Genomic DNA, 14412 nt, shown 5'->3' on the forward strand with positions numbered 1-14412 from the left:
CAATAGGCTGCTGCCTGAGCAAGGCGGTGTCGGGGGACACCTTTTTGCGATTAATTTCGTCTCAAAGGATGACTAATGAACAACCCAACCGTGCCGTCAGATGGCGCAACTGAAACCTTGCAGACCCGCTCCGGCTTTGTTGCACTTATCGGCGCGCCAAATGCCGGAAAGTCCACGCTGGTCAATCAGCTCGTGGGAACCAAGGTTTCAATCGTCACACATAAAGTGCAGACCACGCGCGCGCTGGTTCGCGGTATCTTCATTGAGAATAATGCGCAGATCGTCCTTGTCGATACACCCGGCATTTTTCGTCCAAAGCGCAGGCTCGATCGTGCCATGGTCACGACCGCATGGGGTGGCGCGAAGGATGCCGACATCATTCTGGTGATCCTTGATGCGCAGGGCAGCCTCAACGAGAATGCGGAAGCTCTTCTCGAAAGCATGGCCAATGTTCGTCAGAAGAAAGTTCTTGTACTCAATAAAGTGGACCGCGTTGATCCGCCAAAGTTGCTTGAACTGGCGCAAAAGGCAAATGAGAAGGTCGCTTTCGACCGTACATTCATGATCTCGGCGCTCAACGGTTCGGGCTGCAAGGATCTGGCAAAATTCCTGGCTGAGAGCGTTCCAAACGGTCCTTGGTATTATCCGGAAGATCAGATCTCCGATATGCCGATGCGCCAGCTTGCGGCAGAAATCACCCGTGAAAAGCTTTATCTGCGCCTGCATGAAGAACTGCCTTATTCCTCGACGGTCGAGACAGAGCGTTGGGAAGAGCGCAAAGATGGCTCGGTGCGGATTGAGCAGGTGATTTATGTCGAGCGCGAAAGCCAGAAAAAGATTGTTCTTGGCCATAAGGGCGAGACGATCAAGGCAATCGGCCAATCTGCACGCAAAGAGATCAGCGAAATCCTTGAGCAGAATGTGCATCTCTTCCTGTTTGTGAAAGTGCGCGAAAATTGGGGCAATGATCCAGAGCGTTATCGCGAAATGGGTCTGGACTTCCCAACGTAAGGTGTATCAAAAAAGCCCATGGAATGGCGCGATGAAGGCATAATTCTCGGCACGCGGCGACACGGCGAAACAAGCGCCATTGTTGAAGTGATGACGCGCGAACATGGCCGTCATATGGGTATGGTGCGCGGTGGGCGATCCCGCCGCATGCAGCCGCTGCTCCAGCCCGGCAATCACGTTGATCTGACATGGTGGGCGCGGCTGGATGAACATATGGGTTCGTTCACAATTGAGCCGCTTGGCTTTGCTGCTGCCCGCCTCATTGAAACGCCTGTTGCGCTTTATGGCATCCAGCTTGTTGCCGCGCATTTGCGGCTTTTACCCGAGCGTGACCCACAACGTGCGCTTTATGAAACACTGCGCCTCATCATCGAGCATTTTGATGACCCACTTTCATCAGGTGAGTTGCTGTTGCGTTTTGAAGTGATGATGCTGGAAGAACTGGGCTTCGGTCTTGATCTAAAAGAGTGCGCGGCGACGGGCGTTAGTGAAAACCTGATCTATGTTTCGCCCAAATCAGGACGAGCGGTTTGTGGCGATGCGGGTGCGCCATGGGCTGACAAGATGTTGCCGCTGCCTGCATTCGTCAACAGCACATCAGTGCGTCCATCCTGCTACGACGATCTTAATGATGCATTCAGGATGACGGGTTTCTTCTTCCTGCGCCATGTGTGGGAACCACGCGCGCAAACTCCGCCTGACGCGCGGGGCGGCTTTCTCAATGCAGTGTCACGAAGTCTCAACCTGCAACAGGCAGGCTGAAAACATTGCCTTCAAACGCATCTTTTCCGCGGCCTATGGCGCGAATGGCCGTGACCATGCGGCCGCCGCGACCAAGCAACTGATCAGCCAGTTCGACTAATCGGATATTGGGCGTTGCAGAGGGGGAAAGCTGGCGCAGCCTTGCTGCAAGAGCCACTTCATCGAGCGCCTGATTAAGCGCCATGGCAATGATATAGGCGCTGGCAGTGGAGCGCGAAATACCTGCGTAACAATGGATTAGCAGCGGCCTTTCCCGCTCCCATGTTGTCACAAATTCAAGCAACTCTTCCACATGGTTGTGTTGTGGCATCACCAAACCATCACGCGGCTCAACAATATCGTTGAAAATGAGGCTGAGCCGCTTCATTTCGCCGGGCAGGGAAGGCACATCGCCACTGCTCAGTGTTACGATATGACTTGGCTGATGCAGCGCAATTTGCGCCTCAAGCTTTGAAAGCGGGCTGACCACGATATGCGTCATGGCTTGTTTCTTTGTGCCTGTTCCAATGTTGCAAAGCGCGCCAGAAAATCATTCTGCACGTTTTGTGTCGGGCGCGGTGTCAGATCCAGCCCTGCTGGATCAAATCCGCGCGGACGCCCAAAATACTTGATCGCTTCCGTTTCGCTAAAGCCGGCAAGGCGGGTGGCCTCAAAGAAAGCTGCGACCTGATCAGCGCGCTTGATCAGCTTTTTGAGCGAAGCTGATATGGATGCGGGCAGCGAAAAACGCAAATGAATGGCGCTTTCAAGCCGCGCTTCGATCAGCTTATAGTTCCCGCCCATCACTGCCTTGAATGGCGAGATCATGTCTCCAATCACATATTCAGGCGCATCATGCAGAAGGGTTAGCATCTGCTGCTCGACGCTTGCATCAGGCACAAGCCGATTGAAAATCTGTTCCACCAGCAGGGAGTGCTGGGCGACAGAATAGGCATGCTCGCCGACGGTCTGCCCATTCCAGCGCGCCACACGCGCAAGACCATGCGCAATGTCTTCAATCTCGACATCAAGCGGTGACGGATCAAGCAGGTCGAGCCTGCGGCCAGACAACATGCGTTGCCATGCGCGGTCTTTGCCAGATGAATGATCTGCGGACGCCATTAGTCTTTGTCCGTCTCGGTGGTGGGAAATGTGAAACGCACATGCGGTGGCAGCGCGAGTGTAATTTCGCTTTCACCGGCCAAAATCGGGGTGCCGGAATCAAGCGCATCCTTCACCCGATCAATACGCACGAGTGCAAGGCCAATCCGACCCGACGAGCTGCCGAGTGTTCCAACATCGCGTCCGCCCACCGTGATTGGAGTGCCCATGGCGGGCAGGGGCATATCCGATTTGGCGACAAGCACCCGGCGGCGTGGCGTGCCGCGATGATGCATACGCGAGACGACTTCTTGTCCGATGAAACAGCCTTTTGGGAAACTCACGCCGCCCGTCTGATCGAAGTTAATGTCGTGAGGAAACACGTCATTATAAGCAAAATCGGCTTCGCCTTCGGCAATGCCATATTCGGCCCGAAGCGCCACCCATGCGCTTTCATCGCTGATTTCACCGGCCTGTCCATAAATGCGGGTCACTTTCAGCTCTTCAGGAAAGCGCGTATCGCGCTTCATTGAATCACTTTCTGAGGAAGCGGAATCATTGTGCCAGCAAACGCTGACAAAGGATTCTGGCAATTGGATAATTTCCGCTTTGGCGCGCAGGCGATAGAGCGTCATCCGCTTGGCAAAATCGCCTGCAATGCCTGCCGGCATATCGAAACGAAAACCGTTTTCTATGCGTGACACGACAAAGTCGAACATGATCTTGCCTTGCGGTGCCAGCAATGCGCCCGGTTTCAATTCATCGGCGCCAAGCATGTCGAGATTGGTCGTAATCACGGCTTGTACGAATTTTTCCGCGTCTTCGCCCGTGATGTGAACCAGTGCTCTGTTGGAAAGATTGATCAATTCCGCTACCGTCGCCATCGCTTCTTCCTTGCCTTTATCACCATCGTTACGTAAGCCGCATTGAAAAGGCTCGCAAGTCCCATTCAGCCAGCAGGAGACAACAATGGCCCAAACGTTTGATACGATCCTGAAAGGTGCAACCATCGTCAATCATGACGGTATAGGAAGCCGTGATATTGGTATTCGTAACGGGCGCATAGAGGCGATTGGTTCACTCTCCACACATTCGGCTGGCGAAGTGATTGACTGCACGGGCCTGCATATTCTGCCGGGCGTGGTCGATAGTCAGGTTCATTTTCGTGAGCCGGGGCTGGAACACAAGGAAGATCTGGAGACCGGTTCACTTGCCGCTGTTCTGGGTGGTGTGACTTCGGTTTTTGAAATGCCGAACACCAAGCCGCTGACGACTTCTGCCGAAGCGCTGGAAGACAAGATTCGTCGCGGTCGTCACCGTATGCATTGCGATTTCGCATTTTGGGTCGGCGGAACACGCGACAATGCAAAAGACGTTGCCGAGCTTGAGCGCCTTCCGGGCGCTGCCGGTATCAAGGTCTTCATGGGGTCTTCGACTGGTAACCTCTTGGTTGAAGATGATGAAGGTGTCCGGTCCATCCTCAAGAACACGCGTCGCCGTGCGGCCTTCCATTCGGAAGATGAATTCCGTTTGAAGGATCGTGAAAATCTGCGGGTTGAAGGCGATCCATCGAGCCACCCTGTGTGGCGCGATGAAATTGCTGCCCTGCAATGCACGCAACGTCTCGTGCGCATCGCACGCGAAACCGGCGCGCGCATTCATGTGCTGCATATCTCGACTGCGGAAGAAATCGACTTCTTGCAGGGCCATAAAGATGTGGCAACCTGTGAAGCCACACCCCATCACCTCACATTGTCGGCAGATGAATATGCGACCCTCGGTAATCTTATTCAGATGAACCCGCCTGTGCGCGACAAGCGCCATCGTGACGGCATCTGGAAGGGAATTGATCAGGGTATTGTCGATGTGCTCGGCTCCGACCATGCGCCACATACGCTGGAAGAAAAGCAGAAGCCTTACCCGGCATCACCGTCTGGCATGACCGGCGTTCAGACGCTGGTGCCGATCATGCTCGATCACGTCAATGCTGGTAAGCTTTCGTTGGAACGCTTTGTCGATCTGTCGAGCCACGGCCCGAACTGCATTTTTGGCATGGCGCGCAAAGGCCGCATTGCTGTTGGCTATGATGCCGATCTCACTATCGTCGATATGAAACGCCGCGAAACGATTACCCATGAGCAGGCAGGCTCGAAGGCTGGCTGGACGCCTTATCACGGCAAGACTGTCACCGGCTGGCCGGTTGGTACTTTCGTGCGCGGTATCAAGGTTATGTGGGAAGCGGAAGTGGTTAATCCGAACAAGGGCGAGCCGGTCGAGTTTTTGGAAGCTTTGCCTCACCGCTAAACGCTTATCGATTGGCGCGATCTGTCCGGTCTTTGTCCGAACTCAATCTTTCGGCTTGGGTTGTGGGCGTTAATATCTCCTTGTATAAATTTGCAAGGAGCAAAAAATGTCCGCGAATGACACCGCACTGCTGGTTATCGATGTTCAGGAATCTTTTCGACATCGCCCCTATTACCGTGATGAAGAGGTTGCCGCTTACATAGAGCGGCAGCAGGCGCTCATTGATGGTGCGAAGCGCAAGGGTATTCCCGTTGTTCAAATTTTCCATGTCGAAAATGAAGGAGCGTTTTCGGAAGCCTCAGGTTTTGTGAAGGCGCTTTCGCCTCTTTCGATTGAGCCGGATGTGGTTTTCCGAAAGAGCCGCCACAGTGCGCTGGTCGGAACCGGACTTGATGTCTGGCTTGTCGATAATGGCATTCATCATATTATCATTTCTGGCATTCGAACCGAACAATGCTGCGAGACGACGACACGTCACGCTTCTGATCTTGGTTATAAGATTGATTTCGTCGGTGAAGCGACACTGACATTTCCCATGACGGATGGGGCTGGTCGCGAATGGAGCGCGGCTGAAATTCGTGCGCGCACCGAGCTGGTACTTGCGGATCGCTTTGCAAGGATAGCAACCGTGGAACAGGCTCTTGCGGGCAGCGCAGAACGGAAAGCTGCATGAACCAAGCCGCCGACAGCCATAAAACTGTGCGGGTCTTCGTTGTCGTCCCGCCGCGCACGCTTTTGCTTGACGTGGCGGGGCCGATAGAGGTTTTGCGCAAGGCCAATCTGGAGCAAAACAAGGTGCAGTTTGAGGTGAGCTTTATTGGCCCATCCGAGACGGCGTTAAGCTCCATTGGCCTCACGCTTGCCAATATCGATCCGATGCCGGAAAATCTCCCGGATAACGCGCTGGTGGTCATATCCGGCTCGGCAGATGCGCCACTTGGATCATCAGGCGTCAATCGCGACCAGGACAGCGTGCTTGAAGCGCAAATTGTGCGCTGGTTGCAGCACACAATTCGCCCCGGTATCAAATTGGTTTCAATCTGCTCTGGTGCACTTCTTGCGGCACGTGCCGGACTGCTTGAGGGCTATGACTGCACCACGCATCATATGGCGATTGATGAGCTGCATCGACTCGCACCGACCGCGCATGTTCTGCAAAACCGTTTGTTTGTCGAGGATCGCGACAGGCTGACCAGTGCGGGCATCACTGCTGGTATTGATCTGATGTTGCATATTCTGGCCGAGATGGCAGGACATGCACTGGCTTTATCCGTGGCGCGTTATCTTGTGGTTTATCTGCGTCGCAGCGGTGGCGATCCGCAGCTTTCACCATGGCTTGAAGGCCGCAATCATATGCACCCTGTTGTGCATCGCGCACAGGATGCTGTGGCTGCAAATCCAGCCGAAAACTGGTCTGTTGAAAAACTCGCTGGAGCGAGCGGGGCGAGCCCACGCAATCTGTCACGCCTGTTCAATGAACATGCGGGCATGAGTGTCACGGAGTATGCCAATCGGCTGAAAATAAGCCTTGCGCGTGAAATGCTGTTGAACTCGGCTTTGGATATGGAAAGCGTTGCCGAAAAATCCGGCTTTGCTTCAACGCGACAGTTCCGCAGAGTCTGGGAGCGGGTCTATGACTTCCCGCCCAGCCATATGCGATCTTTTGCGGCAGACAGTTGCGTTTATTGAAGAACGCGATTTTGCAGGAAGGTCCCTGCAATGATCTGTTCGCGCATTTTCTCAATAAGGTCGAGCGCGCTGTCTTCGCCAGACGAACGCATCAGCTCAGTCAAGGCTGTGGTGAAAGCAGCTTCCGCCAGAATTTCCGGCTCAATACCTTCGGAAATGCCATCCGCCCAGGCTTCGTTCTGGTACTCAATCGCCACAAGCTTCTTTTCGCGGGCGATCATCTCGTCCAGATCGGCTGGCATATATTCCATTGGTTTCATCCCGGCTTGCGCCCTTCTGGCTTCTCAAATGATCTCTCACCGCAATAGGGAGCGCGAACACTTGCGTAGCCTGCCTATCATTTAAGATAGTGTTAACAGATTAAAACGGACTTGAATGAGGCAATTTATGCCCATCCGCAAAAGACTGAATAATTGGTTAATTCCCATAGCGCGAGATCAGCTCGTTCGACAAGTTTTCTCCCTCTTTCATGTAGCGATCAATCGCCGCAAGAGCAGAAGGTGTGCAGCGGACATAATTGTCGCTGAAAACGCGGTATCCATGGTTGAAGCTTGAAACAAGGCGCACGCGCTCGGCTTCATCGGGCTTTTCGGCGGCAAGGAGGGCGTCCATCCGTTCGCGCCATTCATTGCTGGTTTCTCCGCAAAGATTACGCAGATAGTGAAGCGAGCCAAGCACTTCCGCAATTCTGAGCATTTTGCCCTCATAAGGCGCGTCCTGAGCAGAAAAGGCCGGGGACAGAATGCCCAGCCAGAATGCAATCGCCCATATGGAAAGCCGCTTTCCCTGCACTATGATCCCCCTGAATGAAACGCAGTTTTGATGAAGAATCAGGGCCACTTCAAGGCGATCATGCGTTTAGCCCTGAACCATCTTCAGCCTCAGCAACCGATCGCGCAACGTCTAACGTGCTATCTGTCACATTGGCATGCGCCATTTCATCAATGCTTAACCAGTATATCGCTGCAGCATCGTCACCGGCCTGCTCAATGCCCGAAACATCCAAAGCGCGATAGACAGAAAGAAAATAGCTCTTCGCGTAAGCTTTGCCCTCAAGCGCCAGATCAACGGTGATGACATGGCTCAAAGAGCGAACGTCCAAAGCTGTTTCTTCTTTGAGTTCCCGAATGGCCGCTTCTTCCGGCGTTTCTCCGGCCTCAATGCTGCCACCCGGAAAAGCCAGCCAACCCTTCCATGGCTCCTTGCCGCGTTCAACCAGCAGAAAGCGGCCATCGCGGCGGCAGATGAGAGAAACACCATGGATTTGAACGGGGGCGGGGATGACGGGAATTGTAACCATACACAAGCTATGATCCGGCCAGCCGCTTTTGGCAACAGCAAACCCCACTTGACCATTTCCGCAAAAGCTTGAACATGGACACCATGTGTGGACGTTTTTCTCTGACTGCCAGCCGCGAAGAGGTTGAAGCATTGCTTGGTGCAATGATTGAGGAGGATTTTCCTCCGCGTTACAATATCGCGCCAACCCAGCCGATACTCTCTATTCTTGCCGGTGAGACGCCGCCGCCGGGAAGCAATCGCCCTGACCGTATCGGCATGTTGGTGCGTTGGGGCTTTGTGCCGTCCTGGGTCAAAGATCCCAATGACTGGAATCTGGTTTTCAATATTCGCTCTGAAACGGCGGCAGAGAAGAACTCATTCCGGGCAGCTCTTCATCATCGGCGCGCACTGATTCCGGCCTCTGGCTTCTATGAATGGCGGCGTGAGGGTAAAAACAAGGCGCAGGCCTATTGGATCAGACCGCGCAACGGCGGCATTGTGGCCTTTGGTGCGCTGGTCGAAACATGGAGCAGTGCAGATGGCTCGCAAATTGACACTGCGGGTATTCTGACGACAGGCGCGAACACATATTTGCGTCCCATCCACGAGCGCATGCCGGTGGTGGTGAAGCCGGAGGATTATGCCCGTTGGCTGAATTGCAAGACGCTACTTCCACGCGAAGTGGCTGACATCATGCGGCCCGTTCAGGATGATTTTTTCGAAGCCATTCCGGTGTCGGACAAGGTCAACAAGGTCGCCAACACATCACCTGATATACAGGAGAGGGTAGACGAAAAACTTGTGGCGTCATCGTCAGCTCAATCCAAGAGCAAGAAAAAGCCTGACGATCAGCTTTCCATGTTCTGACAATTTTTTCGTCTGCCAAAAGGCAAAGCAAATCAGCCGCTCTTTTTGACCGCCAGAATTGAATGGCGCGTATTGTCACCACGTTCTTCGTTTTTTCGATTTGTCTTGCTCATCAATGCTGCAACCAGCACCGCAGGCCCGATTTCACGATATTGGTCAATGAGCTTATCTTGTCGTGGCTGCAGTTCATTTTTAGACATTGGTCCATCCTCTTCCAATTCATCCTCACTATTGTGTGATTGATTGGGACAGAATGAAGGCTGTTTGGAGCCGGTTTTATGGATTCCCGGCCAACATGCACTGATCATTCCTGAAGTTGCTGAAATGTCACAGCGTTTTTAATGGAAAGCTCTTGACGGCCAAGGCTTCGATGAGGATAAGTAACGCCATGAAAACGCCGACCACGATCATTTGTACTGGTTCGATTATTATTGGCTAGCAGCTTGCTGGCCCGGCCGTTTTCGTCTCCGCATCATAAAACAGGATGATAACGCCCCGGCCAGTCGGCTGCGGTCTTTCGTACCCGTATTTCAGGTCCTTTTGGGGAATTACAATGGCTGATGCGCCGCAACTACGTCTATACAACACCGCCACCCGCATGAAGGAGGATTTCACTCCTATCGACGCGAATAATGTGCGCATGTATGTCTGCGGACCGACTGTTTATGACTTTGCCCATATCGGCAATGCACGTCCGGTTATTGTTTTTGATGTGCTGTTTCGTCTGCTGCGCCATGTCTATGGCGCGGAAAAAGTCACTTATGCGCGCAACATCACCGATGTTGACGACAAGATCAACGCGCGCGCAGCCAGCGAATATCCTGATCTGCCGCTCAATGAAGCCATTCGCCGGGTAACGGAGGGCACAAACAGCCAGTTTCAGGCGGATATCAAGGCGCTGGCCAATCTTGAGCCGTCGAGCCAGCCGCGTGCGACGGAGCATCTTGATGATATGCGCAATATCATTGAAAAGCTGGTTGAGCGTGGTGTTGCTTATGTTGCCGATGATCATGTGCTGTTTTCGCCATCTGCAATGAATGCATTGGGCGGCGCACATTATGGTGCGCTCTCGCACCGTCCGTTCGATGAAATGCTGGCAGGCGCGCGTGTTGATGTTGCTTCTTACAAGCGCGATGAAATGGATTTCGTGCTCTGGAAACCATCGCGCAATGGTGAACCGGGCTGGCCATCGCCGGCAGGGATTGAAACACTTGGTCGTCCGGGATGGCATATCGAGTGCTCGGCTATGTCGATGGCCAAGCTGCTGGCCCCGTTTGGCGGCGGTCTGAAATGCGATGATCCGCTTAAAAATCAGTTTGATATCCATGGTGGTGGTATCGATCTCGTCTTCCCGCATCACGAGAACGAGATTGCGCAATCATGCTGCGCCTTTGGCACCGAGCGGATGGCAAGCATCTGGATGCACAACGGCTTTCTTCAAGTCGAAGGCCAGAAGATGTCAAAATCTCTCGGCAACTTCATCACCATTCGTGATGTGCTAAATACGCCGGTGTCAATGTTGATAGGTCTAGACGAAAATGGAAGGCAATCCTCGGAGATTGATTGGCAGACACTTTGGAATGGGCTGTCTGCGCGCTTTTCGATGCTGCAAACGCATTATCGCGAGCCGATCAACTGGACTGCCCAGAGACTGAAAGACTCCAGCGATGAACTTCTTCGTTGGTATGAACTTTTGCGCAATCATAATTTTGACCCGCTCCATGTTTCTTCGCGAGATAACACTGCGGAAGTAGTTGAAGCTTTGGCGGATGACTTGAATGTGTGGAAAGCAATCACGCAGCTACGCAAGCTATATAAGCAAGCAGATTCCAGATCTTTGGGAGAGGGAATGCAACTATTAGGTCTGCTTGACCCTCTGCTACTCGAACATGATGACGTCTTGATATTTGAACAAGGGACAACTGCAAGATCTGGGTTGCAGATCGATAAGGGCGAAATCAATAGCAAGATTGCCGAACGCCTGAATTTCATCGCTGGCAAGAACTGGGCCGAAGCTGATCGTATCCGTGATGAACTTTTGGCGCAGGGCATTCAGTTGAAAGACGGCAAGCATCCTGACACCGGCGAACGCATCACGACCTGGGATGTGGTAAGTTAAGCTCTTCTATGGGGAGGAGAGGACACGATGACGCTTGATAATAAGCCGCTTTATAGCGGGGGATGCCAGTGCGGTGCGGTGCGCTTTCATGTTGAGGGCGCACTCGGCTCTGCTTCAATCTGTCATTGCCGCATGTGCCAGAAGGCCTTTGGAAGTTTTTATGCGCCGCTGGTTTCTGTGGGGGAGGCAAAACTCACCTGGACCCGTGACGAGCCGAAGCGGTTTCAGTCTTCCAATCATGTCAAGCGCGGCTTCTGCTCTGAATGCGGAACCCCGCTCACCTATGAAGCACCGGATGGTGTTGCGCTCTCCATAGGCGCTTTCGATGCACCCGAAGAGATTGAGCCGACAGTACAATGGGGTGTCGAGGTCAAGCTTCCCTATGTCGATAACCTCGCAAAATTGCCGGGTTTTGAGACCGAACGTGATCCTGAAAGTATTGAGTTCGTAAGAACTCTTGTGTCTTACCAGCATCCCGACCACGATACTGACCATTCATAGATTACCCACCGATAGGCAGGCAAAATGGCACGCGAACGCATCTATATCTACGACACGACCTTGCGGGACGGACAGCAGACACCCGGCGTTGATTTCTCTGTCGAAGACAAAAAAGCGATTGTTATTCTGCTTGAAGAACTGGGCGTTGATTATGTGGAAGGCGGCTATCCGGGTGCCAATCCAACGGATACGGCCTTCTTCAAGAACCGTCAGACGACGAAGGCCAAATTTGCAGCTTTCGGCATGACCAAGCGCGCAGGCGTTTCGGCCTCGAACGATCCGGGACTGACCGCGCTTTTGCAGGCTTCTAGCGATGCAGTTTGTTTTGTTGCCAAAAGTTGGGATTACCATGTGCGTGTCGCACTTGGCTGCACCAATGAAGAAAATCTGGAATCGATCACATCCTCGGTAACGGCTGTGCGTATGGCTGGCCGTGAGGCGCTGGTTGATTGCGAACACTTCTTCGATGGGTATAAAGCCAATCCAGACTATGCGCTGGCTTGCGCCAAGGCTGCCTACGAGGCCGGTGCGCGCTGGGTCGTGCTTTGCGACACCAATGGCGGCACACAGCCATCGGAAGTGGCTGAAATCATCAATGTTGTGAAAGCATATGTTCCCGGCGAAAGCCTTGGCATTCATGCCCACAACGATACCGAACAGGCAGTCGCTGTTACGCTTGCTGCCATTGATGCAGGTGTGCGTCATGTGCAGGGAACACTGAACGGCATCGGCGAACGCTGCGGCAATGCAAACCTCGTTTCCCTGATCCCGACATTGGCGCTGAAGCCTTACTGGGCGGAGCGCTTTGAGCTTGGTGTGCAGCCGGATGCGCTCAAAGCGATCACCCGTATTTCGCGCGCTTTCGACGATATTCTCAATCGTGCACCGACCGAGCAGGCCCCTTACACGGGCACATCCGCTTTTGCGACCAAGGCTGGCATTCATGCGTCCGCATTGCTGAAAGACCCGCAGACTTATGAGCATGTTCCGCCGGAAAGTGTCGGAAACCGCCGTCGCGTCATGGTTTCGGATCAGGGCGGCAAGTCAAATTTCATTGCTGAACTGGAGCGCCGCGGTATTCGGGTTGCCAAGAATGATGCGCGACTGGATACGCTTATTTCGCTCGTTAAAGAGCGTGAAGCGGAAGGCTATGCCTATGAAGGCGCTGATGCGAGCTTTGAGCTTCTGGCGCGCAACATGCTTTCTCCTCAGCCGGAATTTTTCAAGGTCGATTCTTTTCGTTGCCTTGTCGAGCGCCGCTTCGATGCCAATGGCTCTTTGAAAACCGTCTCAGAGGCCGTTGTAAAAGTCGAGGTCGATGGGGAAATGCACATGTCGGTCGCCGAAGGTCATGGACCGGTCAATGCGCTTGATATTGCGCTGCGCAAGGATCTTGGCCGCTATCAGAAAGAGATTGAAGATCTCGAACTGGTGGATTTCAAGGTGCGTATCCTCAATGGCGGTACTGCAGCGATCACCCGCGTTTTGATCGAATCTGGTGATGCTACGGGCGCGCGTTGGCGCACGGTCGGTGTTTCCGACAATATCATTGATGCATCGTTTCAGGCCCTGATGGATTCAGTCAATTACAAACTGATGAAAAACCGCGCGCTTGCAGGTCTTTTGGCGGCTGAATAGGCGTCAGTCTTCACGAAGATTGATGCTTTGATCAGTTTAATTGAATGGATTTTATGGATTGATGCGCGCATAGCAAATGATATGGCCCTGAATAGACAGTCTTTTTTAGGGAGTAATTATTTTATCGGAGATAGAAATGACCGAACAGACCTTATCCGGGGGGCAGCTTTCGGACGGAAGCCGTGGCTTCCTGATGGCTATAGGGGCTTATGGTCTTTGGGCAGTTCTGCCGTTCTATCTCAAGGCTTTGTCGCATTTGCCGGCTCTTGAAATCGTTGCACATCGCGTCATTTGGTCGGTTCCGGTTGCAGCCGTTCTGCTTGTGTGCATCGGACAGTTCAGAGCCATTCTGGATGCCTTGCGCAATCCGCGAATGCTTGCAATGGCGGCACTCACTGCATCGCTGATCACCATTAACTGGTCGGTGTATGTCTGGGCTGTTGCGCATGATCAGCTCATAGGAGCCGCTCTGGGATATTACATCAATCCGTTATTTAACGTGGTTCTGGGTGGATTGTTTTTGGGCGAGCGCCTGACAAAAGTTCAATATGTTGCGGTTGGCTTTGCTTTTGCAGCTGTGCTGGTGCTCACTTTAGATGCCGGTGGCTTGCCGTGGGTTTCGCTGGTTCTGCCGGTAACATTTGGTCTTTACGGCTTTTTCCGTAAGTCTTTGCCTGTGCAGCCTTTGCAGGGCTTTACGCTTGAAGTGGTTATTCTCTCCATCCCGGCCACAGCTTACATTTTCTGGCTTCTGGCCCACGGTCAGGACCATTTTTTCTCTGGCTCTGTTTACGATGTTTCGCTGCTTTTGCTCGCTGGCCCCTTCACGGCGATCCCGCTCATTCTTTATGCTGGCGGGGCGAAGCTTCTGCGTTATACGACACTTGGATTGATGCAGTACCTCACACCAACATTGCTATTCATCTTCGCAATTTTTATTTTTAATGAACCGTTCTCAACGGCACAGCTTGTGGCTTTCGTCCTGATTTGGATCGGATTAATAATTTATACGTGGTCTTCTTTCGCCAATCATCGCCGCAATCGTGTCAAAGCATGATAAATTTATCTTGAGGGATTAAAGCTTTGTTTCGGTTGATTGTGACCTTCAGGGCCTTAATTTAGCCGCGCTCTGGCCTTCTGGTTTATTTGTTAATTCAAAT

General features: G+C 52.9%; 17 protein-coding genes. 10 read left to right on the forward strand and 7 right to left on the reverse strand.

What is annotated here, in order from left to right:
• Positions 1-75 precede the first annotated feature (75 nt).
• Entirely contained in the window at positions 76-1011 is a 936-nt protein-coding gene (era, locus tag ABE530_RS03465) for a GTPase Era (RefSeq protein ID WP_265983267.1), read from the forward strand.
• 18 nt (positions 1012-1029) lie between these two features.
• Entirely contained in the window at positions 1030-1773 is a 744-nt protein-coding gene (recO, locus tag ABE530_RS03470; protein ID WP_265983269.1) for a DNA repair protein RecO, read from the forward strand.
• Here recO and ABE530_RS03475 read toward each other — a convergent pair.
• From ABE530_RS03475 to ygfZ, 3 genes are read right to left on the reverse strand one after another with little or no spacing between them, the layout of a single operon-like run.
• A complete protein-coding gene (locus ABE530_RS03475) occupies positions 1751-2254 on the reverse strand; it encodes a tyrosine phosphatase family protein (protein WP_499693578.1) in 504 nt (167 codons plus the stop codon). The two genes, recO and ABE530_RS03475, sit on opposite strands and share 23 nt — an antisense overlap.
• Positions 2251-2874, reverse strand: coding sequence for a YfbR-like 5'-deoxynucleotidase (locus ABE530_RS03480; protein WP_499693579.1), 624 nt, complete (start codon positions 2872-2874; stop codon positions 2251-2253). The genes ABE530_RS03475 and ABE530_RS03480 overlap by 4 nt, the downstream gene beginning before the upstream one ends.
• Complete coding sequence (gene ygfZ / locus ABE530_RS03485; protein WP_499693580.1) at positions 2874-3737, reverse strand: CAF17-like 4Fe-4S cluster assembly/insertion protein YgfZ; 864 nt, start codon at positions 3735-3737, stop codon at positions 2874-2876. Before ygfZ ends, ABE530_RS03480 begins: the two co-directional genes overlap by 1 nt.
• Positions 3738-3822: 85 nt before the next feature.
• On the opposite strand from ygfZ, the gene ABE530_RS03490 reads away from it, so the two are divergent.
• The 3 genes from ABE530_RS03490 (at position 3823) to ABE530_RS03500 (ending at position 6846) form a co-directional block, all read left to right on the forward strand.
• Positions 3823-5157, forward strand: coding sequence for a dihydroorotase (locus tag ABE530_RS03490; protein ID WP_499693581.1), 1335 nt, complete (start codon positions 3823-3825; stop codon positions 5155-5157).
• Positions 5158-5263: 106 nt separating this feature from the next.
• Positions 5264-5830 carry an isochorismatase family protein gene (locus tag ABE530_RS03495; RefSeq protein WP_265983277.1) on the forward strand — a complete coding sequence of 189 codons (567 nt, stop codon included), beginning with the start codon at positions 5264-5266 and terminating at the stop codon, positions 5828-5830.
• Positions 5827-6846, forward strand: a complete 1020-nt coding sequence (locus ABE530_RS03500; protein WP_499693582.1) for a GlxA family transcriptional regulator — start codon at positions 5827-5829, stop codon at positions 6844-6846. Before ABE530_RS03495 ends, ABE530_RS03500 begins: the two co-directional genes overlap by 4 nt.
• On the opposite strand, the gene ABE530_RS03505 is transcribed toward ABE530_RS03500, so the two are convergent.
• The 3 genes from ABE530_RS03505 to ABE530_RS03515 all read right to left on the reverse strand — a co-directional run bounded on the left by ABE530_RS03505 (position 6840) and on the right by ABE530_RS03515 (position 8146).
• A complete protein-coding gene (locus ABE530_RS03505; RefSeq protein ID WP_265983280.1) occupies positions 6840-7097 on the reverse strand; it encodes a hypothetical protein in 258 nt (85 codons plus the stop codon). The two genes, ABE530_RS03500 and ABE530_RS03505, sit on opposite strands and share 7 nt — an antisense overlap.
• 166 nt (positions 7098-7263) lie before the next feature.
• Positions 7264-7617: a TIGR02301 family protein gene (locus tag ABE530_RS03510; RefSeq protein WP_323054537.1), complete on the reverse strand. Its 354-nt coding sequence runs from the start codon at positions 7615-7617 to the stop codon at positions 7264-7266.
• 79 nt (positions 7618-7696) lie between these two features.
• Positions 7697-8146 carry an NUDIX hydrolase gene (locus tag ABE530_RS03515; protein ID WP_265983866.1) on the reverse strand — a complete coding sequence of 150 codons (450 nt, stop codon included), beginning with the start codon at positions 8144-8146 and terminating at the stop codon, positions 7697-7699.
• Between the two features lie 83 nt (positions 8147-8229).
• Here ABE530_RS03515 and ABE530_RS03520 point away from each other — a divergent pair, with 83 nt between their 5' ends.
• A complete protein-coding gene (locus ABE530_RS03520) occupies positions 8230-8994 on the forward strand; it encodes an SOS response-associated peptidase (protein ID WP_265983867.1) in 765 nt (254 codons plus the stop codon).
• Positions 8995-9026: 32 nt separating this feature from the next.
• On the opposite strand, the gene ABE530_RS03525 is transcribed toward ABE530_RS03520, so the two are convergent.
• A complete protein-coding gene (locus ABE530_RS03525) occupies positions 9027-9194 on the reverse strand; it encodes a hydrolase (RefSeq protein WP_499693583.1) in 168 nt (55 codons plus the stop codon).
• Positions 9195-9547: 353 nt separating this feature from the next.
• Here ABE530_RS03525 and cysS point away from each other — a divergent pair, with 353 nt between their 5' ends.
• The 4 genes from cysS to rarD all read left to right on the forward strand — a co-directional run bounded on the left by cysS (position 9548) and on the right by rarD (position 14309).
• Positions 9548-11113 (forward strand): cysteine--tRNA ligase, encoded by a 1566-nt coding sequence (gene cysS / locus ABE530_RS03530; protein WP_499693584.1) that lies wholly within the window; start codon positions 9548-9550, stop codon positions 11111-11113.
• 27 nt (positions 11114-11140) lie between these two features.
• On the forward strand, positions 11141-11614 hold the full coding sequence (locus tag ABE530_RS03535) for a GFA family protein (protein WP_265983284.1): 474 nt from the start codon (positions 11141-11143) through the stop codon (positions 11612-11614).
• A gap of 24 nt (positions 11615-11638) precedes the next feature.
• A complete protein-coding gene (cimA, locus tag ABE530_RS03540) occupies positions 11639-13252 on the forward strand; it encodes a citramalate synthase (protein WP_499693585.1) in 1614 nt (537 codons plus the stop codon).
• A gap of 136 nt (positions 13253-13388) precedes the next feature.
• Entirely contained in the window at positions 13389-14309 is a 921-nt protein-coding gene (rarD, locus tag ABE530_RS03545) for an EamA family transporter RarD (protein WP_265983286.1), read from the forward strand.
• Positions 14310-14412: the final 103 nt, after the last annotated feature.

Origin of the sequence: Brucella sp. TWI559, assembly GCF_039674265.1 — a bacterium.
Taxonomy (GTDB): domain Bacteria; phylum Pseudomonadota; class Alphaproteobacteria; order Rhizobiales; family Rhizobiaceae; genus Brucella; species Brucella chromiisoli.

Excerpts from the sequence above, each read along its gene's own strand:
- era (WP_265983267.1), top strand. The coding sequence starts at position 76 with ATGAACAACCCAACCGTGCCGTCAGATGGCGCAACTGAAACCTTGCAG.
- recO (WP_265983269.1), top strand. The coding sequence starts at position 1,030 with ATGGAATGGCGCGATGAAGGCATAATTCTCGGCACGCGGCGACACGGC.
- ABE530_RS03475 (WP_499693578.1), bottom strand. The coding sequence starts at position 2,254 with ATGACGCATATCGTGGTCAGCCCGCTTTCAAAGCTTGAGGCGCAAATT.
- ABE530_RS03480 (WP_499693579.1), bottom strand. The coding sequence starts at position 2,874 with ATGGCGTCCGCAGATCATTCATCTGGCAAAGACCGCGCATGGCAACGC.
- ygfZ (WP_499693580.1), bottom strand. The coding sequence starts at position 3,737 with ATGGCGACGGTAGCGGAATTGATCAATCTTTCCAACAGAGCACTGGTT.
- ABE530_RS03490 (WP_499693581.1), top strand. The coding sequence starts at position 3,823 with ATGGCCCAAACGTTTGATACGATCCTGAAAGGTGCAACCATCGTCAAT.
- ABE530_RS03495 (WP_265983277.1), top strand. The coding sequence starts at position 5,264 with ATGTCCGCGAATGACACCGCACTGCTGGTTATCGATGTTCAGGAATCT.
- ABE530_RS03500 (WP_499693582.1), top strand. The coding sequence starts at position 5,827 with ATGAACCAAGCCGCCGACAGCCATAAAACTGTGCGGGTCTTCGTTGTC.
- ABE530_RS03505 (WP_265983280.1), bottom strand. The coding sequence starts at position 7,097 with ATGGAATATATGCCAGCCGATCTGGACGAGATGATCGCCCGCGAAAAG.
- ABE530_RS03515 (WP_265983866.1), bottom strand. The coding sequence starts at position 8,146 with ATGGTTACAATTCCCGTCATCCCCGCCCCCGTTCAAATCCATGGTGTT.
- ABE530_RS03520 (WP_265983867.1), top strand. The coding sequence starts at position 8,230 with ATGTGTGGACGTTTTTCTCTGACTGCCAGCCGCGAAGAGGTTGAAGCA.
- ABE530_RS03525 (WP_499693583.1), bottom strand. The coding sequence starts at position 9,194 with ATGTCTAAAAATGAACTGCAGCCACGACAAGATAAGCTCATTGACCAA.
- cysS (WP_499693584.1), top strand. The coding sequence starts at position 9,548 with ATGGCTGATGCGCCGCAACTACGTCTATACAACACCGCCACCCGCATG.
- ABE530_RS03535 (WP_265983284.1), top strand. The coding sequence starts at position 11,141 with ATGACGCTTGATAATAAGCCGCTTTATAGCGGGGGATGCCAGTGCGGT.
- cimA (WP_499693585.1), top strand. The coding sequence starts at position 11,639 with ATGGCACGCGAACGCATCTATATCTACGACACGACCTTGCGGGACGGA.
- rarD (WP_265983286.1), top strand. The coding sequence starts at position 13,389 with ATGACCGAACAGACCTTATCCGGGGGGCAGCTTTCGGACGGAAGCCGT.